The organism is Erythrobacter crassostreae (genome assembly GCF_019204045.1).
Classification (GTDB): Bacteria; Pseudomonadota; Alphaproteobacteria; order Sphingomonadales; family Sphingomonadaceae; genus Erythrobacter; species Erythrobacter crassostreae.
Genome location: NZ_JAGSPC010000001.1, coordinates 2,005,215 through 2,022,988 on the forward strand (window position 1 = coordinate 2,005,215; position 17,774 = coordinate 2,022,988).

Annotated in this window: 17 protein-coding genes; 7 read left to right on the forward strand and 10 right to left on the reverse strand. The window is 55.7% G+C overall.

The window, feature by feature from the left end:
• Positions 1–242 precede the first annotated feature (242 nt).
• A complete protein-coding gene (locus tag KCG46_RS09825) occupies positions 243–2,141 on the forward strand; it encodes a DEAD/DEAH box helicase (RefSeq protein ID WP_218405046.1) in 1,899 nt (632 codons plus the stop codon).
• A 4-nt stretch (positions 2,142–2,145) separates the two neighbouring features.
• Here KCG46_RS09825 and KCG46_RS09830 read toward each other — a convergent pair whose 3' ends face one another.
• Entirely contained in the window at positions 2,146–3,324 is a 1,179-nt protein-coding gene (locus tag KCG46_RS09830; protein WP_218405047.1) for a serine hydrolase domain-containing protein, read from the reverse strand.
• An 18-nt stretch (positions 3,325–3,342) separates the two neighbouring features.
• Positions 3,343–5,016 carry a 2-isopropylmalate synthase gene (leuA, locus tag KCG46_RS09835; protein ID WP_218405048.1) on the reverse strand — a complete coding sequence of 558 codons (1,674 nt, stop codon included), beginning with the start codon at positions 5,014–5,016 and terminating at the stop codon, positions 3,343–3,345.
• A 292-nt stretch (positions 5,017–5,308) separates the two neighbouring features.
• Between leuA and KCG46_RS09840 the strand changes: the two genes are divergently transcribed.
• Positions 5,309–5,869 (forward strand): YHS domain-containing (seleno)protein, encoded by a 561-nt coding sequence (locus KCG46_RS09840; protein WP_218405049.1) that lies wholly within the window; start codon positions 5,309–5,311, stop codon positions 5,867–5,869.
• Between the two features lie 74 nt (positions 5,870–5,943).
• On the opposite strand, the gene KCG46_RS09845 is transcribed toward KCG46_RS09840, so the two are convergent.
• Positions 5,944–6,435: a hypothetical protein gene (locus KCG46_RS09845; RefSeq protein ID WP_218405050.1), complete on the reverse strand. Its 492-nt coding sequence runs from the start codon at positions 6,433–6,435 to the stop codon at positions 5,944–5,946.
• Between the two features lie 280 nt (positions 6,436–6,715).
• Between KCG46_RS09845 and KCG46_RS09850 the strand changes: the two genes are divergently transcribed.
• A complete protein-coding gene (locus KCG46_RS09850; RefSeq protein ID WP_218405051.1) occupies positions 6,716–7,195 on the forward strand; it encodes a YHS domain-containing (seleno)protein in 480 nt (159 codons plus the stop codon).
• Positions 7,196–7,307: 112 nt separating this feature from the next.
• Positions 7,308–7,709, forward strand: coding sequence for a hypothetical protein (locus KCG46_RS09855; protein ID WP_218405052.1), 402 nt, complete (start codon positions 7,308–7,310; stop codon positions 7,707–7,709).
• Positions 7,710–7,845: 136 nt separating this feature from the next.
• Here KCG46_RS09855 and KCG46_RS09860 read toward each other — a convergent pair whose 3' ends face one another.
• From KCG46_RS09860 to miaA, 5 genes are all read right to left on the reverse strand, one after another.
• Positions 7,846–8,448, reverse strand: a complete 603-nt coding sequence (locus KCG46_RS09860; protein WP_218405053.1) for a DUF4329 domain-containing protein — start codon at positions 8,446–8,448, stop codon at positions 7,846–7,848.
• A gap of 19 nt (positions 8,449–8,467) precedes the next feature.
• Positions 8,468–9,502 (reverse strand): ketol-acid reductoisomerase, encoded by a 1,035-nt coding sequence (gene ilvC, locus KCG46_RS09865; RefSeq protein ID WP_218405054.1) that lies wholly within the window; start codon positions 9,500–9,502, stop codon positions 8,468–8,470.
• Between the two features lie 12 nt (positions 9,503–9,514).
• Positions 9,515–10,030, reverse strand: coding sequence for an acetolactate synthase small subunit (gene ilvN, locus KCG46_RS09870; RefSeq protein ID WP_218405055.1), 516 nt, complete (start codon positions 10,028–10,030; stop codon positions 9,515–9,517).
• On the reverse strand, positions 10,030–11,754 hold the full coding sequence (ilvB, locus tag KCG46_RS09875; protein WP_439648827.1) for a biosynthetic-type acetolactate synthase large subunit: 1,725 nt from the start codon (positions 11,752–11,754) through the stop codon (positions 10,030–10,032). Before ilvB ends, ilvN begins: the two co-directional genes overlap by 1 nt.
• A 282-nt stretch (positions 11,755–12,036) precedes the next feature.
• Positions 12,037–12,993 (reverse strand): tRNA (adenosine(37)-N6)-dimethylallyltransferase MiaA, encoded by a 957-nt coding sequence (miaA, locus tag KCG46_RS09880; protein WP_218405057.1) that lies wholly within the window; start codon positions 12,991–12,993, stop codon positions 12,037–12,039.
• Between miaA and serB the strand changes: the two genes are divergently transcribed.
• Both serB and KCG46_RS09890 read left to right on the forward strand, forming a co-directional pair.
• Positions 12,986–13,900, forward strand: coding sequence for a phosphoserine phosphatase SerB (gene serB, locus KCG46_RS09885; protein ID WP_439648828.1), 915 nt, complete (start codon positions 12,986–12,988; stop codon positions 13,898–13,900). The two genes, miaA and serB, sit on opposite strands and share 8 nt — an antisense overlap.
• Positions 13,901–14,041: 141 nt before the next feature.
• Positions 14,042–14,872, forward strand: coding sequence for a Coq4 family protein (locus tag KCG46_RS09890; RefSeq protein ID WP_218405059.1), 831 nt, complete (start codon positions 14,042–14,044; stop codon positions 14,870–14,872).
• A 28-nt stretch (positions 14,873–14,900) separates the two neighbouring features.
• On the opposite strand, the gene KCG46_RS09895 is transcribed toward KCG46_RS09890, so the two are convergent.
• A complete protein-coding gene (locus KCG46_RS09895) occupies positions 14,901–15,587 on the reverse strand; it encodes a nitroreductase family protein (RefSeq protein WP_218405060.1) in 687 nt (228 codons plus the stop codon).
• 126 nt (positions 15,588–15,713) lie between these two features.
• Between KCG46_RS09895 and KCG46_RS09900 the strand changes: the two genes are divergently transcribed.
• Complete coding sequence (locus KCG46_RS09900) at positions 15,714–16,541, forward strand: Coq4 family protein (protein WP_218405061.1); 828 nt, start codon at positions 15,714–15,716, stop codon at positions 16,539–16,541.
• A gap of 12 nt (positions 16,542–16,553) precedes the next feature.
• Here KCG46_RS09900 and KCG46_RS09905 read toward each other — a convergent pair whose 3' ends face one another.
• Positions 16,554–17,774, reverse strand: a complete 1,221-nt coding sequence (locus KCG46_RS09905) for a TCR/Tet family MFS transporter (RefSeq protein WP_218405062.1) — start codon at positions 17,772–17,774, stop codon at positions 16,554–16,556.

Genomic DNA, 17,774 nt, shown 5'->3' on the forward strand with positions numbered 1-17,774 from the left:
GCTTTTCAGCGTATCGCTTTTGATGAAACTTTGTGGGTCTGACATACTCATAGGGCAGAAGAAAGCAGTGACGCATTTTGCGCTGCAGCATTTTTCGCAAGCCAAACGGGTTATCTTCGCCTATAGGTGCCTCATCTATCGCGAGACGTGTTGGTCTCGCCCGCCAGCTTACATCCATTCTGTCGGTCAATCTTTCCCGTTCCGCGCAAAGCATGCGCGCGTGCGCAGCCAGAGTTTTACCTATGTCTTTCCCCGATCTTCCCGCGACGCTTGCCGATGCTTTAACCGAACGCGAATATACGGCCGCCACAGACGTGCAGTCCGCTGTTCTGAAGCCGGAAGCACGCGGGCGTGACTTGGTCGTTTCTGCGCAAACCGGATCCGGCAAAACTGTCGCATTCGGATTGGCGTTTTCCGATGAGCTCTTGGACGAGAACGGCAAAGTTCCCTTTTCGATTGCTCCGAAAGCGCTTGTGATCGCGCCGACACGTGAGCTTGCACTGCAAGTCAGCCGCGAACTCGGCTGGCTTTACGCCAAAGCCGGCGCGCGCGTTGCAACATGCGTTGGCGGAATGAACCCTTCGCAGGAACGCAAAGCGCTTCGCAGCGGCGCCACCATCGTTGTTGGTACGCCTGGCCGTCTTCGCGATCACCTTGAACGCGGTGCTCTCGACCTGTCCGAGCTCGCCGTTGCCGTATTGGATGAGGCAGACGAGATGCTCGATATGGGCTTCCGTGAAGAGCTCGAAGCAATTCTGGACGCGACACCTGAAGGCCGCCGGACGCTCCTGTTCTCCGCCACGATGCCGCGTCCAATTGAGGCTCTGGCGCGCCGTTATCAGCTTAACTCGCTGCGGATTGCCACGATCGGCAAAGAGCGCGGTCACGGCGACATCACGTACCAAGCGGTCACTGTTTCACCGCCGGAAATCGAGAATGCCGTCGTAAACCTCTTGCGCTTTCACGAAGCTGAGACAGCAATTCTATTTTGCGGGACGCGCGACAAGGTGCGTCATCTTCACGCAACGCTGCAAGAGCGCGGTTTTGGCGTGGTCGCTCTTTCAGGCGAGCATTCCCAGCAGGAAAGAAATCAGGCGCTTCAGGCGCTGCGTGATAAACGTGCCCGGGTTTGTGTGGCCACTGACGTTGCTGCGCGCGGGATCGATCTTCCGAGCGTCAGCTTGGTTGTGCATGTCGAAATTCCCCGCGATGCCGAAACACTTCAACACCGTTCAGGCCGGACCGGACGTGCAGGTAAGAAGGGTACGGCTGTACTGATCGTGCCGTTTTCGCGCCGCCGCCGCGTCGAAAGTATGCTGCGAAATGCGAAGATCAATGCGGAATGGACTGATGCCCCTGATCGTGATGCGATCAAGGCAAAGGATCACGAACGTCTTCTTTCCAAACTTATGGAGCCGGTCGAGATCGACGATGCTGACCGCGAAATTGCCCAGAAGATTCTCGCGGAACGCAGCGCAGAAGAAATTGCGTCAATGCTGGTCCAAACACATCGCGCAAAAATGCCTGAGCCCGAAGAACTGACGGCAAATACGCCGGAAGCGCGCAAGGCTGCGCAGAAGGATAAACTTCGTCCAGGCTTTGAAGATACGGTCTGGTTCAAGATGGATATCGGACGCCGCCAGAACGCGGATGTCCGCTGGATATTGCCCCTTATTTGCCGCCGCGGGCACGTGACCCGAAACGAGATCGGAGCGATCCGTATCTCGCAAGGCGAAACCTTCTTCCAAATCCCGAAGGCGCACGCTGAGAAGTTCAACGACGCCATTCAGCGTACAGCTGAGTCGGACAAAGATGATCAGCCTGTCCATATTGAGCAGTCAGACGAGGCACCGCGCGATGCTGGCCGGCGCAATCGCCGCGAAGGTTCGGGTGAGCGCGACTTTGAGCGTGGCGGTCAGCGCGGCGGGCACATGAAACCAAAGCCATTCCGCAAAGGCGGCGGCAAGCCGCATGACAACGCAAGTGGCAGCCCAAGTGGGAAGGGTAAACCATGGGAAGGCGGCGAAGGGAAGCCAGGCAAAAAGCACAAACCGAAAGGCAAATTTTCTGGAAAGCCGAAAGGTAAACCCGCAGGTAAAGGCGGTTATCCCAAAAAGGGCGGCAAGCCTTTCAAGGACTAAGTTTTCAGCGAGCCATCAATGCATCGCCAATCGCTCTGTTAAGATAAGACGACGACGCGGTGTTGGCTGATACGACTACAACACGCCTTGCAGTTTCTGTCGTTACCGCGCGAGCGACAAAATATGAACGGTAACCCGCGTTCGCGCCTGTGTGCCAAACATCAGTTTGGTTTTTGGCATCGTCCACCGTCAGAACTATGCCCAAGCCATAGAACGACCCCGGTTCCCATTTTGTCTCCGCCTGAGGAGTGACCATCGCGGTCGCGACTTCTGTCGGAATGGCATTTTCGGTTCCGGTTGCTGCATCCATCAGTGCTGCAATGAACCGGGCGTAGTCGCGTGACGTGGTCCAAAGGCCTGCTGCTGCTTGCTCTGGATACACATGCCAGCTGTCTTCAAGTGAGCTGAAAACGCCTTCGGTCGGGTCAAAACCTGCATCGGCGCCAACAATGACAAGCGGAGCGATCGCAGCCTCATCAATCGGTTGTGCGAATGTGCTTTCGGCCATGCCCAGCGGTTTGAGCAAGACCTCCTCTGCCAATTTGTGGAAGGCTTTGCCCGTGACATCTTCGGCCCACAATTGTGCAATTGTATAGCCTCCACCCGAATATCGGAATTCTCCCGGTTCGCCGTCAAAGGCTAGCTGGCTCTCAAATATGCGTGGGGGGTCATTGATGACCTCCGCAGTGCTGGGCAGCGAAGCGTCACGCGCGTAACCGGGGTATCCGGACTGTGACGCACCAGTTGAATGCGACAGCAACTGGCGGAGAGTGACAGGCCGATCGCCGCCTTCGAGTGCGGCAATGTCGAGCGAGGTGATCTGTTCGCGAATATCATCATCAAGCCCGACACCTTTTTGATCAGCCACAATCAAGATAGAGGCGGCGGCCGCAGCCTTGGACAGGCTGGCGACTTGCATCAATCCGTCCGCTCTGGCGCGTCCGACATAGTGGCTCTCGGGCGCCTGATCGCCGTCTATCACCGTAATGCTCACAGCTGTAACACCAAGCTTGGCTGCCTCTTTCGCAATCAAGCTCTGCATTTCGTCTGGCGTCGCCGCCGTCAAATTTTTCTCGAAATCAGGATCAAGAGACGGTTCGAATATGCTGGCAAGCACCAATGCGCCAATGGAAAGCGCAAGGACGGCGAATACAGATAATCCGATTTTTCGCCGTGTAGTCATCTATTGTCTCGCCACAAGTTAGCCGACCGAAGAATTCGCTGCGCTCAGCACGGCCCGGACACTTGCAGTTGCGATGTCTTCGTCAATTCCGCATCCCCAGATCACCTTATCGCCGGATTGGCACATCAAATAGGCTGCAGCGCGTGCGTCACGGCCAGTGCCCATCGCGTGCTCCGAGTAATCAAGCACCTTGATGTCAAGGTCGAAGGCGGCCTCCAAAGTGCTGACCACGCTGGAAATTAGGCCATTGCCGCGGCCCGAGACGCTTTGTTCGCCGCCATCAACTGCGATCTTGCCTGCAAAGATCCGCGTACCGTCAGAAGCGCGGCTTTCTTCATAGTCAACCAGGCTGAACCGGCGGTCATCGGTCTTCACATGATAGGCGTTTTTGAACGCGTCCCAAATGTCGGCTGCGTTCAATTCTCGGCCAAGTTGATCGGCCATGAGCTGCACGTGTTTCGAGAAATCGGCTTGCATCTTTTTCGGCAGTTTAAGCCCCTGATCCTGTTCCAGAACCCACGCAAATCCGCCTTTGCCAGACTGCGAATTCACACGGATCACAGCCTCATAATCTCGGCCAAGATCGGCGGGGTCGATTGGCAGATAAGGCACGCGCCATTGTTCATCATTTTGCGCTGTGTTGGCCTCAAACCCCTTCTTGATTGCGTCCTGATGTGAGCCGGAAAATGCCGTGTAGACCAGTTCTCCGCCATAGGGGTGCCGCTGATGCACGGGCAGATCATTGCAATATTCGACCGTCTCGATCACCCGGTCGATATTGGAAAAATCAATGCCAGGATTGATGCCCTGAGTGTAGAGGTTGAGCGCCATGGTCACGAGGCAGCAATTGCCGGTGCGTTCACCGTTTCCGAACAGGCAGCCCTCAACACGGTCCGCGCCGGCCATCAGGCCCAGCTCCGCCGCCGCAACGCCCGTTCCGCGATCATTATGCGTATGGAGTGAGATTATAGCGGCCTCGCGACTTGGCAGATTGCGGCAGAAATACTCTATCTGATCCGCATAAATGTTGGGCGTCGCAGCCTCGACCGTTGCCGGCAGGTTGAGAATGATTGGCTTGTCTGGAGTGGGCTGGAGCACCTCCATAACAGCGGCGCATACATCAATGCTGAAATCAAGCTCCGCAGTCGAGAACGTCTCTGGCGAGTATTGGAAATGCCAGTCAGTCTCTGGGCGCTTTGCCGCTTCATCTCGCATGATCTTGGCGCCCGCGACGGCAATCTCGCGCACTTCGTCTTTTGACATACGAAACACGATATCCCGCCATGCCGGGCTTAGGGCGTTGTAGAGGTGGACGATGGCTTTCTTTGCGCCCGCAAGGCTTTCAAATGACGTGCGTATCAGATCTTCGCGCGACTGCGTGAGAACCTGTACTGTCACATCGTCAGGGATCGCACCCGACTTTACTAATCCCGAAATGAAGTCGAATTCGGTCGCGCCTGCGCTCGGAAAGCCGACTTCGATTTCTTTAACGCCAATCTCGACCAAGAGATCGAAAAAGCGGCGCTTCTTAACCGCGTCCATCGGATCGATGATGGACTGGTTGCCATCGCGTAGATCGGTAGAGAGCCAACGCGGCGCTTGTTCGATAAGGCGCGATGGCCATTGGCGATCAGGCAGATTTATCTGGCCAAATGGACGGTATTTTGCGGAAGGGTTCTTGAGCATGGTCATGGAAACAGGAGCTTTGCGAATGGTATCTGAAAGATGTGGCGGCCTATCCCTTGGAAGTTAGGCCGCATTCACTCGCACGCAGCCTGTCACCCCCAAGGGCGCATAAGTCGCAGGTCTAGGCTGTTGAACCGTGTCATTCCTTACGTTCTCGCCGATTTGTCCGCGCGGCTCAAGCTTTTTGGAAGAAATATCCGCATTGCTGTAACTTGCGGTCTGGTGAGCGCGAATACACCGATGTCAGCAGGCAACAGGCAGCCAGCACAATGACAATGTTTTTTGGAGGAATACCCCTATGAAGAATTCAGTTTTTAAATCCGCACTTGTCGGCGCTTTGTTGGCGACAGTCGCAGCGTGTAATGCACCAGCAACTGAAACCACTGATGGCGGTGATACGACCGAATTGGTTGCAGAAACCGGTTATTATGCCGACCTTGGCGGCGAGCCGACAGGCCCGACTCACACAGCGACAAAGGACGATGCGCTCGCCGTGTCAGGATATGACGTTGTCAGCTATTTCTCAGGTGACGGCGTTCCTGTCGAAGGCGCTGAAGAGTTTACCGTTCGCTACAATGGCTTCGATTATCGCTTTGCGTCTGAAGACAATGCAAAGACCTTTATCGAAGATGCAGCGAAGTATGCCCCTGCTTATGGCGGTTACTGTGCATGGGCAATCGGGGCCAACGATGCGCTCGCACCTGGTGATCCCGAAGTTTACGAAATCGTCGATGGCACGTTGTACCTGAACTTCAGCGAAGATGTTCAAGGACGTTGGGAAGAAGACATTCCTGGCTTCATAGCTGCCGGTGATACGAACTACCCAACCCACTCACCTGACGAACACTTTCAAGACTAAATAGCACCCTTAGTGCTCGCAAAGACCCCGTTAGCGCGAAAAGCGTTGGCGGGGTCTTTCTATTGCAAGGATGTTTATCCGCAGCGTGCGTCGCGGATGATGTCTTGAGTATCCAGCATAATGTTCAGACGCGGACTCGCCGCATCTGTATTGAATGCTGGGGCGTTGGGCCGGAGCCAACGGATTTCCCGTCCCAGAAGAACCACGTTCTCAATATCAGTTTGCGTCGGCGCATCTGCCACGCGGCCTATAAACGGTCCCATCCTATTTGCATCGCATGTTGCGGAATTCGGGTCGGTTGCGGTGCCTGCTACAAATGGGCCTGCGGCTGCGTTGGGCAGCGGTGGGGCAACAGTAGGAGCGCCAGAGGGAGAGCCTTGAACCGCCGTGGCAGTCGTCGCTGCGGGATTGGCTGCGTCGTCGCCCGCTTCTGTCGCTGGCCCATTGATGCGTGCGGCGAAGTCTTCTGCCGCCGCAGTGGTGCTATCGGATGAATTGGGCGTGTTTCCACATGCGGGCAGAGCCAACATTGCAAGTGCAGCGATTGAAGCGCGTTTGATGGCCATGATCTGTCCCGTCCAAATTGCGAATTCTCAGCGCGTGAAACGTGTTTAGTTTTTCCGGCTCATGACAGTCAATGCGCGATTTCTCCCATGTGGAGCGAGAAATTCGAACTTTTTTCAAATGAGGTGTCACCAATCGCGAAGTCCCCGCGAACTCCATGATGTAAGCGGCCATTTGGTAGCTCTCAGGACCACCCGCCAGTTCCCCTGCTGGTTTACCCCTGATGACTCCTCCTGAAAGCCAACCGAATGGTCGCTGCACAGAGTTTTTAGGAGACCCCCGATGAAGTTTCGCACAATCCTTATCGCCGCTGCTGCGCTTGCCGCGCCAATTGCTGCGATCGCCCCAGCACATGCCGATGGCGGCATCTTTGTGGGCGTAAATCAAGGCAGCATTGCCGTGGGCGGATTTGATACCGTCAGCTATTTTCAAGGCGATGGCGTGCCGGTGAAGGGCGATGCTCGCTTCACTGTCCAGTACATGGATGCTGAATGGCGTTTTTCGAGCCAGGCAAACGCAGATGCCTTCAAAGAAAACCCTGCCGCATATGCCCCGCAATTTGGTGGCCACTGCGCTTGGGCGATGAGCCGCGGCTCGCTCGCACCCGGTGATCCGCAAGTCTACAAGCTCGTCGATGGCAAGCTGTATCTGAACGTGAACAAGCAAGTTCAATCGATGTGGCTGAAAGATATTCCTGGCTTCATCGCAAAAGCGAATGTTGCCTGGAAAAACATCCCAACCGGGCAGCGTTTCGGCGACTGATCCCATCCCCGAATTGAGCGCCCCGGTTTAACCCTGACCCCCAATCCGCTGGGGCGCTCAATACCCACAAATTTTACCACCCCTGAGAGAGAAGCCCGAAAGGAATACCCCCATGTCAAATTCAAAGAGCCTCACCAAAATGTTGATGGTTGCTGGCGGCCTTGCTGTTGCAACAGTGGGCACACCTGCCCTTGCTGATGCCCCATGCGGTCCGAGCACCAGCGCTTCAAGCGCATCTTCCGGAGTTTACGGCGGCAACCGTGCCGCTGAAGCACGCGCTGAACGCAAAGCGCGTAAGGCAGCTAAGAAAGCCGCCAAAAAAGCAGCCAAAGCAGAAGCTTGTGCCGCAGCAGCTTGTGCAGCGAATGCGTGCGCAGCGTCTGCATGCGGTGCAGCGACCTGCGGTGCAGCGACCTGCGGTGCTGCCGCGTGCGGCGCTGCCGATTGCGCCGCGGCGGCTGATGACTGTGCAGCGAGCGCTTGTGCAGCTGGAGCTTGCGCACCGAAAGCCTGACGGTGCGCTCTTTGGGGTGCAGCAGGCCTATACTTCCTCCTAGGTGGGTCGGCTGCATCCCTTTTTTTCAAAGAGTAGGCTTAGGAGGATAGTCGGCCCGCGAAGCGATTGCTTCGCGGGCCGTATCTATTTGGGGTCAGCAATCTGCTGAATTGTCCCGAAACCGGTTCATCAGGGCAGGGATGTCGTACTCGCGCTCAGGCGCGTAAGCCTCGCACAATTCGTAGTTCGGGTCTTGGGCAAGGCATCCTTCGCCGCAGACCATTTGGGCTACTTCGCGACTGCCGTCGATCCACCAGAAGCGGCCACCGGGGGTGGCAAGGTAACCGTCCATCCCGAGGGCGGAATCGCTCCGTAGATCAAGCACCGACGGCACTTCGCTGTCATATCGCTCGTTTTGTGCAGCGTGCGTGTGAAAACTGGCGAGAGGCTTCATGCCCGGCTCGTCAAAGAAAGCTATGCCGCAACTTGCTTCGTCACCCGGCTTGGGAGAGGACGCGCCGAGTTCGCCATTGCTGCGTTCAAAGATGATGCCGCACAGCTCGATATCTTCGGAAAAGGATTGCTTTTGCAGAGCATCTAGCTGCGCCCGAGCGAAGGCTTGGACTTCATCCTGTGTGGTTGTAACCACGAAGTCCTCTGGGCCTTTGACGTTGAAGTAGGCGCGCCCGACAATGACGGCCCATGCAAGGCCGCAGAGTCCAAAAATCAAAAGGGTGGTGGAGCGGGTGTTGTTCATGTCACCCGCTCCGGTGCCCTTAGTTCTTTGATTTGTCGACCAGCTTGTTTGCGCTGATCCACGGCATCATCGCGCGAAGTTCGGCGCCAGTCTTTTCAATTGGGTGCGCTTCGGCGCGCTTGCGTGACGCTTTCAGTTCAGGTTGGCCAGCGCGATTGTCGAGAACAAAGTTCTTCACGAAACGGCCCGACTGGATGTCTTCAAGTACGCGCTTCATTTCGGCTTTGGTCTCATCAGTGATAATCCGCGGGCCGGTCACGATGTCCCCGTACTCGGCAGTGTTGCTGATCGAATAGCGCATGTTGGCAATGCCGCCTTCATACAGCAGATCGACGATCAACTTGGTCTCATGCAGACACTCGAAATATGCCATTTCAGGGGCGTATCCCGCTTCGGTCAATGTCTCAAAACCAGCTTGGATCAGGTGTGTGATCCCACCGCACAGAACGGCTTGCTCGCCAAACAGATCGGTTTCGCATTCTTCGCGGAAGTTGGTTTCGATCACGCCGCTGCGACCGCCGCCCATTGCGCTCGCATAGGAAAGCGCGAGCGATTTTGCGTAGCCATTGCCGCCGCTAGATGTGCCTTCCTGATGCACCGCGATAAGGCAGGGAACCCCGCCGCCGCGTTGGTATTCGCTACGCACGGTGTGGCCGGGGCCTTTTGGCGCAATCATAATCACGTCAATGTCATCAGGCGGTTCGATAAGGCCGAAGTGGATGTTCAAACCGTGCGCAAAAGCGAGGGCGCTGCCCGGTTTCATATGACCGGCCATTTCATCGGCCCAGATCGCAGCCTGATTTTCATCGGGCGCGAGAACCATGACGAGATCGGCCCACTGCGCCGCTTCTGTGGCGTTCATCACTTTGAAGCCAGCTTCTTCGGCTTTTTTGCGAGTGGACGAGCCTTCGCGCAAGGCGACGGCTACTTCTTTGACACCGCTATCGCGCAAGTTCTGTGCGTGGGCGTGGCCTTGGCTGCCATAGCCAAGGATGGCGACTTTCTTGTTCTGGATCAGATCAAGATCGGCATCAGCGTCGTAATAGACTTTCATCTTTGTATCTCCTTAGGCGCCCGCCGCGCCGCGTATCATTCCTACAACGCCCGAACGGCCAACCTCGACAAGGCCGAGGCCGCGCATAAGGGCGATGAAACTATCAATTTTGTCCGGCGCTCCGGTGAGTTCGAACACGAAACTTTCGGTGGTGGTATCGACCACGCTGGCGCGGAAGATATCTGCAACGCGTAGCGCCTCAACGCGCGCATCGCCTTTCCCGCTTACCTTAATCAGCGCAAGCTCTCGCTCAACATGCGGGCCTGCTGTGGTGAGATCGGTTACGCCGTGAACCGGCACAAGCCGTTCAAGCTGAGCCTCGATCTGGTCAATCACTTCTGGCGGGCCGTTTGTAACAACGGTGATCCGGCTGATCGCGTGATCGTCCGATATATCGGCCACGGTAAGGCTGTCGATGTTGTAACCGCGCGCCGTGAACAGGCCGGTGATCTTCGCCAGAATACCGGGCTCGTTATCGACAGTTACGTTCAGGACGTGGCGCTCAGATGCTGCGCTTTGAATTTTCATCAGACAAGTGCCTTCGCTTCATCATCCATCGTTCCATCTACCTGATCGCCATAAAGCAGCATTTCGGTGTGCGCAGCACCGGAAGGGATCATTGGCAGGCAGTTAGCATCTGCGGCCACGCAGCAATCGACAATTACCGGCCCATCATATTCCATCATGCTCAGAATGCCCGCATCAAGGTCTTTCTCGTCCTGAATGCGGATGCCTTTCCAGCCATATGCTTCGGCCAGCGCCACGAAATCAGGCAGGCTGTCAGAATAGCTGTTTGAATACCGGCTTTCATAGGTCAGTTCCTGCCACTGACGCACCATGCCCATATATTCGTTATTCAGGATGAAAACCTTGATCGGCAGACGATACTGGCTGGCTGTGCCGAGCTCCTGAATGTTCATCTGGATCGAGGCTTCGCCTGCAATATCGATCACTAAAGCATCTGGGTGGCCAAGCTGCGCGCCAATGGCCGCTGGCATGCCGTAACCCATCGTGCCGAGGCCGCCACTGGTCAGCCATTTGTTCGGCTTGTCGAAGCCGAAATATTGCGCCGCCCACATCTGGTGCTGGCCGACTTCGGTGGTGATGATCGGCGAACGATCTTTGGTCAGAGCATAGAGGCGCTCAACCGCTTTTTGCGGCATGATCGCGTCGGGGTTCTTTTTCGATTTCTCCGGATAGGCGAGACATTCCCGTGCACGCCAACCGGCGATGCGTGCTTTCCATTCACCAAGGTCCTGCGCCTTGCGCTGACCCCATGCCTCAATCATCTGACCGAGGACGGTCGCGCAATCGCCGACAATGCCTAGATCAACGGGAACGTTTTTGTTGATCGAGCTGCGGTCGATATCGACATGAATTTTCGTGCTATCGGGCGAGAATGCGTCGAGCCGGCCGGTTACACGGTCGTCAAATCGTGCCCCAATGCAAACCATCACGTCAGCACGGTTCATGGCCATGTTAGCTTCGAATGTCCCGTGCATCCCCAGCATTCCAAGCCAGTCGGGATGCGTGTTTGCAAAACAACCGAGGCCCATAAGGGTCGAAGTGACAGGTGCGCCGGTCATATCCTGCAATTGGCGCAGCAATTCGGTTGCTTCCGGGCCGGAATTGATCACGCCGCCGCCGGTGTAGAAGATCGGGCGCTCTGCCCCTGCGAGCATGTCGACCGCTTCGATGATCTGCTCCGCCGGAGCTGCCATTTGCGGGGCATAGCGATGCGAAGCTGTAAGCTTTGATGCACGGCTTTCCGAAGGAACGGCGATCTGTACGTCCTTTGGAATGTCGACAACAACCGGACCCGGTCGGCCCGTTGTCGCGATGCGGAAAGCCTCTTCAAGAGTTGCTTTCAAATCAGCAGGGTCTTTGACGAGGTAGTTGTGTTTTGTGCAGTGGCGCGTGATTCCAACTGTGTCAGCTTCTTGGAACGCATCAGTTCCGATCAAGGCAGTTGGGACCTGCCCGGTGATGACAACCATCGGGATCGAATCCATAAACGCATCGGCAATGCCGGTTACGGCATTGGTTGCCCCTGGACCCGAGGTGACTAGAACTACGCCCGGTTTGCCTGTGGCGCGGGCGTAACCCTCGGCAGCATGCGCTGCTCCGGCTTCATGACGGACCAAAATATGCCGGATACGCTCTTCGCCAAACAGCTCGTCGTAAATGGGCAGCACCGCTCCACCGGGATAGCCGAATACGAATTCGACTTCCTGATCGACGAGGCATTCCATCAACAAGGCGGCTCCTGAGCGCTGCGCCAACTTACTTCTCCCAAATGAAAAACGGCCCGAAGCGGATATTCGCATCGGACCGATCTGGACGTATTCTATTCGAAGAATCCTAGATCAATCCGTTCTCTACTACGAGTAGTACGATAATCATGGTCTGGATGCCTTCACCTATAAACTGCGGTCATCATTAACGGTAATCAGATGTGAAACCAAGGATTCATTGTGCACCGCGGTAACGGCGCTTGATCACCCGATATAAGGCACAATCTATCGCGTCAACGGTTAATCGTGTAATAATGATGCAAAAATAGTCTCAATATCGATATTTTGAGATTCAACTCGGTGCCACTCATCAGGCGATTGATTGCGGAACCATGTGAATTGCCGTTTTGCGTAATTCCGTGTTGCTTGTGCTCCGCGAGCAATCAAATCTTCTCGCTCAATTTGGTCGGCCAGAAACGCTGCGATCTCCGGAACGCCAATGGCTCGCATAACCGGCAAATCAGGCAGCAGATCGCGCTCTAAGAGTGCCTCAATTTCGGCAATTGCGCCTGATTTCAGCATCGCTTCGAACCGAACTGCGCACCTATCATAAAGCCACTGGCGTTCAGGCAGCAGAACCGCTGCGGTCAAATCGACATCGTCGCCAATGCCGCCGGTCTTTGCGAGTTGCCAATCTCCCAGCGTCACTCCGGTAGAACGTTTCACTTCCAAGGCGCGCGCGATGCGTTGACTGTCGCCGGGCTCCAACTGACTTGCGCGCTCGGGGTCTTCGATCATAAGCGCAGCGTAAGCGGAGGCTGTTTCGAGCGAGCGAACAACTTCACGGATTTCCGGATCAATCTCGGGAATAGGCGCGATTCCCTCTATCAGCACCTTCATATACATGCCGGTTCCGCCAACCAAGACAGGAAGAGCGCCCGCATCATGGGCCTTGGCTATCACGCTTCGCGCCTGCTTCGCCCATTCCGCCGCAGAGCAGCTTTGATCACCATCCCATGCACCGTAGAGGTGATGAGGGCACAGGGATTGTTCTTCTTCAGTGGGTGCGGCGGAGACAATCGGGATGTCCCGATACACTTGCATACTGTCCGCATTGACAATCCAGGTGTCGAGTTTGGCTTTTGCGCGCGCTTTTGCCAGATCAAGCGCAACTGCGCTCTTGCCGCTGGCGGTTGGCCCTGCGATGAGCGCGAGCCTGTTTTGCGGTGAAGTCCTTGGAGATGATGTAGTGCTCATTGCGCGTCTGATAGCAGACACTGGCGGCGGGGAAACGGTTGATCTTGAAACCCGGCTTGATGCGGCGGCCGATGCCTATGCAGCGGAGGGCATGCCGTTGACCTCTGCGGTGAAGCTCGATTTCGCCTCTTCAGCGATTGAAGGCGACGTTTTGCAGCTGAGCTTTGCCGAGGGTGATCCGCAAAAAATCCTCGCGGGGATCGACAGGTTCTTTGCTCCGACCGATGCGTTGGTAACCGAATCCGAGATTATCGTGCCGCAATTGTTTGTGTCCGACATGGATTCTACAATGATAGAACAGGAATGCATCGATGAGCTTGCTGACTTTGCAGGGCTCAAAGATCAGATTTCTGACATCACAGAGCGTGCAATGCAGGGAGAACTCGATTTTGAGAGTGCCTTGCGCGAGCGTGTGGCATTGCTTGAGGGTTTGGATGAAAGCGCGATCGCAACCTGTCTGGCCGAACGGATCAGAGCAACACCGGGAGCGAAAACACTCACCGGAACTCTGGCCGCGCAAGGCGCGAGATGCGTTCTAGTCACCGGCGGGTTCCATCACTTTGCAGACGCGGTGGCAGAGGAGCTCGGGTTTCAGCGTGTTGTTGGAAACCGTCTGGACGTGGTCGGCGGAAAACTGACGGGTAAGCTCCTTGGCGGGATCACTGACGCGCAAACCAAAGCCGCTGTCCTTAAAGAAGAGCTCGGCAAGCTTGGTCCCGCTGCGCACAGTTTGGCAACTGGTGACGGCGCGAATGACATTCCCATGATCGAGGCCGCGAATTACGGCTTTGCCTATCGCGCAAAGCCAAAGGCGAGGGCAGCCGCAAATGGCAGGGTGGATCGCGGTGACCTGAGCGTGATCCTCGCGCTGCTTGGGATTCCCCCGAAAGACTGGATTACGGGTTAGTACCTGCGACAAGTCGCAAGATTTTACAGGTGGTTTGAGGAAAAAGGGTTTTCGTTCGGGACTGAAACCTGTTATTTACACTGGTGTAAGTAAGGGTTGCTTGAACGCGACCTGATGTCGACTCAAAAGGCCCGAAGACCCATGACCGCAACAGACTATTCTCTGCAGTTTGCCAATGACGGCACTGTCCTGCGCCACCCAGAACGGCCGCAGCCGCGTTACTCGCTGCCGCGCGCGATCAAGAACTTTCGCCTTTTGATGAAAGACAAGGAAGACACCAGCCTTGTCTTCAAAATCTATGAATCGCTTCCTTCAAGCGATTTCATGCCGCGTGTCCGCGATTTGGCCCTTTCTGAGCGCGGCGAAGACCTCCGCCGCTCAGAACCCAACCTGCCAGATATTCTGGATGACCACGAAACCTTACGGAAAACTCCAAAGGGCAGCCTTGGGCACGCATATTGCGACTTCATGGAAAGCGAAGGTTTGAGCGCAGCGGGGCTCGTCGCCGAGTCCGACAAGCTTGGCCGCACAAAATACGATGATCTGGTCCAGTGGTTTGGTGACCGTTCACGCGACACGCATGATCTTTTCCATGTTCTGACCGATTACGGGCGCGACGCGCTGGGCGAACAATGTGTGCTGCTGTTCACGCACGGCCAATCGCCAACTCAGGGTCACCTTCTGATTGGCTATGCCGGCTCTGCCAACATCAAGAAGATGGCATGGGGCAGCAAAGCTCCGGTCATGGGCGCTGTGCGTCAGGCAAAGAAGACCGGCAAAGGCGCACCGCGATTGATCGAGCAACCGATCCGCGAATTGCTCAAATTGCCGCTCGAAGATGTGCGAGCCGCGCTCAACATTCCGGAACCGACCGAATATCGCGAATGTCACCGTATTTGGCGTGAAGAAGGGATCGATCCGATGGATCTGCTCGCCAGCGCGAACACTTCGAACGAACTCGCTTCGGCTTGAGCCGACAAATTGGCGAAATGAAAAGCCGCTAGAGCCAGCTCGCAATCTGGCTCAGCGGCTTTTTCTTTACCGCATGCGCTGGAACGGTTGCGTCCTTTGTCGGACGTCCGACGACGACGATCATCAACGGCTTCTCCCACTCAGGGCGTTCGCATGCTTCGCGCAGGAATCCCATGGGTGAGGGCGTGTGGGTTAGCGTGGCCAGACCCGCTTCGTGCAAAGTCGCGATCAGCATTCCGCAGGCTATTCCTACACTTTCATTGACGTAGTAATTCTGCGTCTTGCCGTCTTCCTCGATGCCGCCTTTGCGCTGCGCGAATACAACAATCAGGTACGGCGCTGTTTCAAGAAATGGTTTGTCCTCATCAGTACCGAGATCGCTCAAGGCATCGAGCCATTCATCAGACGCTTTTGGATTGTCGCCATCCGCGCCGTAAAACCTGCGCTCTTCGGCTTCGGCTGCCTCGCGGATCGCGCGCTTTTTCTCTGGGCTCGACACGACCGCAAAATGCCAGGGTTGATGGTTCGCGCCATTGGGGGCGGTTCCTGCCGCTTCGATAGCGGCTTCGATGGCGTTCCGCGGAACGGATGCATCGGAAAAATAGCGGCACGTTCGGCGCTGCTTCAATTTGTCCCTTAGGGCCTGAGCTCTGGCGATGCTTTCATCGTCGTTGAGAGTTTCCAACGAGTATGGAATTGTGTCGTGTTCACGCATGCAATCCCTATGATCAGTAGCGGGTGCAAAGGGAAGGGTGACGTAGCGGAAATCTATCTTGACAGCCGCTGACATCAATGTAAGTTGCAATTCGTGAACCTAAATTTTGTTTGATAGGAATACCCGATGTCGACCCTTGATCTCCCTTTGATCGCTAATGACCGCGACATAACCGGTTTCAGGCCCTTTAAGGCGTTGCATCATTTCCGAAATCTGATCGCGGATAAGGAAGATACCAAAGAGGTTTTCTTCATTATCGAAGCGCTCAAGGGATGGAAGATCCGGCAGCAAGCAGAAGCATTCTTGCGTTCTGACAAGGCAAGAGACTTCATTGTGCGCGAAGATAGGCTACCGATTGCGAATATGCTCGACGATCACAGCCGGTGGGCAGATTGCGGCCCGGATACCGTGGCGCAGCATTATACAAGGTTTATGGAGCGCGAGAAACTGACCGCCAATGGTCTTGTGGATGAAAGCTATGAATGGCGTCCGCGCGAAGATCGCCCAGCCGATCAGGTAGAATGGTATCTAAACCGGCTTCGTGACACGCACGATCTTTTCCACGTGCTGACCACCTATGGGCGTGATGCGTTGGGTGAAGCTGCATTGCTCGGCTTTTCATTTGAACAAAACCACAATCTTGGCGTGAAATTCATCGCTTATGCCGGCGCGCGGCAAATAAAGAAGGTCACCGGCACATCGGCGCCGCTATACGCTGCGATCAAAGAAGGTCGCGCGCTTGGCAAAGCCGCCAAAAAACTGGCGCATATGGATATCGAAGCGGTGATGCGCGAAGACATCGAAATAGCCCGCGCTCGTCTGGGTGTTGGGCAGCCAGTGGTATACCGCGAGTGTCTCCGCATTCTCGAAAACGAAGGGCATGTGGCTGAAGGTCTAGGCCTCAGCGAGCAATCTCCAGACATGTGCTGCGATAGCGGCGCACAAGCTGCGTAAAAATTGAGTGGGCTACGTTCTCGCTAGATTTCTGCGCAGCGCGAAAAATGCCAAGATCAGAATGATCACAGAAAGAAGGAATGGCGCACCGGGAAAGAAAATCCCGGTATCGTCGGCATAGATACCGAACAGCGTGGTCATCATGATCGGACCGACAATGCTCGTCAGGCTGATCATGGACGCAACGGCCCCCTGCAGCTCGCCTTGTGCGTCATCCGAAATGCGTTCTGACATAAGCTGCTGCATCGCGGGAAATGTCAGCCCAGCAAAGCTGCCTAGCACGACCCCCATTATCATTGCCCAACTTCCCGGCGCAAAAGCGAAGAGTACGTAAGCAGGTATAGCGAATACAATACCCAGCACGCATGTGGCATTAGGGCCGAATCTGGCGGTCGACTTGCCGGTCAGCGCGCCCTGAACGATAGCCAACAGCAATCCATAAAGAGCGACGCTTAGCCCGATTTCGATCAAATTCCATTCGAATTTCAGAATGTTGTAGTAGGCCCAAACTGTAAACGTGGATTGCGATGCGAGTTGCATCAGAAAAATCACGCCAAGGAATGAGAGAACCACAGGCGTCTTCGCCATCTGGATTATCGTTCCAAACGGATTGGCACGGGACATTGTGAAGCGCCGCCGTCTGTCTGTGGGCAGCGTTTCACGAAGGATGAAGTATCCGAGCATCGAACCGGCGATGCAAAGCACGGCTGCGGCGATAAATGGCAACCGGTCACCATAGCTGCCCAGCAATCCGCCCACAGCCGGGCCGACAACAAAGCCGCTCGCCCCTGCGCCGCCTAGAATGCCGAAGTATTTGCCGCGTTCCTCTGGTGTGGCGACATCGGCAACACAGCTGTTCGCCGCGGCCCAGCTCGCGCCCATTACTCCGGAGAGGATCCGGCCAGCAAAGAGCCACCATAGGTCAGGTGCAAGCGCCATGATGATATAGTCAATGCCGAGCAGGAACAGCGTGAACAGCAATATTGGCCGACGGCCATAGCGATCAGACAGGCCGCCCATGATCGGCGCGAACAGGAACTGCATTACGGCGTAAGCGAACAGCAGCCAGCCGCCGATTTCTGCCGTGCGATCAACGCCTTCACCAGTAAGGTTCTCAAGAAGGGTTGGCATGACCGGGATGATCAATCCGATGCCGACCATATCCACAAACACAATGAAAGCGACGAACGCCAAAGTCGTATTTTTGCCGTTTGAGGGTGTTTCGCTGCTCAC

Bases quoted from the DNA above. Each gene is read 5' to 3' on its own strand.
- KCG46_RS09825 (WP_218405046.1), top strand. From the start codon at position 243: ATGTCTTTCCCCGATCTTCCCGCGACGCTTGCCGATGCTTTAACCGAA.
- KCG46_RS09830 (WP_218405047.1), bottom strand. From the start codon at position 3,324: ATGACTACACGGCGAAAAATCGGATTATCTGTATTCGCCGTCCTTGCG.
- leuA (WP_218405048.1), bottom strand. From the start codon at position 5,016: ATGACCATGCTCAAGAACCCTTCCGCAAAATACCGTCCATTTGGCCAG.
- KCG46_RS09840 (WP_218405049.1), top strand. From the start codon at position 5,309: ATGAAGAATTCAGTTTTTAAATCCGCACTTGTCGGCGCTTTGTTGGCG.
- KCG46_RS09845 (WP_218405050.1), bottom strand. From the start codon at position 6,435: ATGGCCATCAAACGCGCTTCAATCGCTGCACTTGCAATGTTGGCTCTG.
- KCG46_RS09850 (WP_218405051.1), top strand. From the start codon at position 6,716: ATGAAGTTTCGCACAATCCTTATCGCCGCTGCTGCGCTTGCCGCGCCA.
- KCG46_RS09855 (WP_218405052.1), top strand. From the start codon at position 7,308: ATGTCAAATTCAAAGAGCCTCACCAAAATGTTGATGGTTGCTGGCGGC.
- KCG46_RS09860 (WP_218405053.1), bottom strand. From the start codon at position 8,448: ATGAACAACACCCGCTCCACCACCCTTTTGATTTTTGGACTCTGCGGC.
- ilvC (WP_218405054.1), bottom strand. From the start codon at position 9,502: ATGAAAGTCTATTACGACGCTGATGCCGATCTTGATCTGATCCAGAAC.
- ilvN (WP_218405055.1), bottom strand. From the start codon at position 10,030: ATGAAAATTCAAAGCGCAGCATCTGAGCGCCACGTCCTGAACGTAACT.
- ilvB (WP_439648827.1), bottom strand. From the start codon at position 11,754: ATGGAATGCCTCGTCGATCAGGAAGTCGAATTCGTATTCGGCTATCCC.
- miaA (WP_218405057.1), bottom strand. From the start codon at position 12,993: ATGAGCACTACATCATCTCCAAGGACTTCACCGCAAAACAGGCTCGCG.
- KCG46_RS09890 (WP_218405059.1), top strand. From the start codon at position 14,042: ATGACCGCAACAGACTATTCTCTGCAGTTTGCCAATGACGGCACTGTC.
- KCG46_RS09895 (WP_218405060.1), bottom strand. From the start codon at position 15,587: ATGCGTGAACACGACACAATTCCATACTCGTTGGAAACTCTCAACGAC.
- KCG46_RS09900 (WP_218405061.1), top strand. From the start codon at position 15,714: ATGTCGACCCTTGATCTCCCTTTGATCGCTAATGACCGCGACATAACC.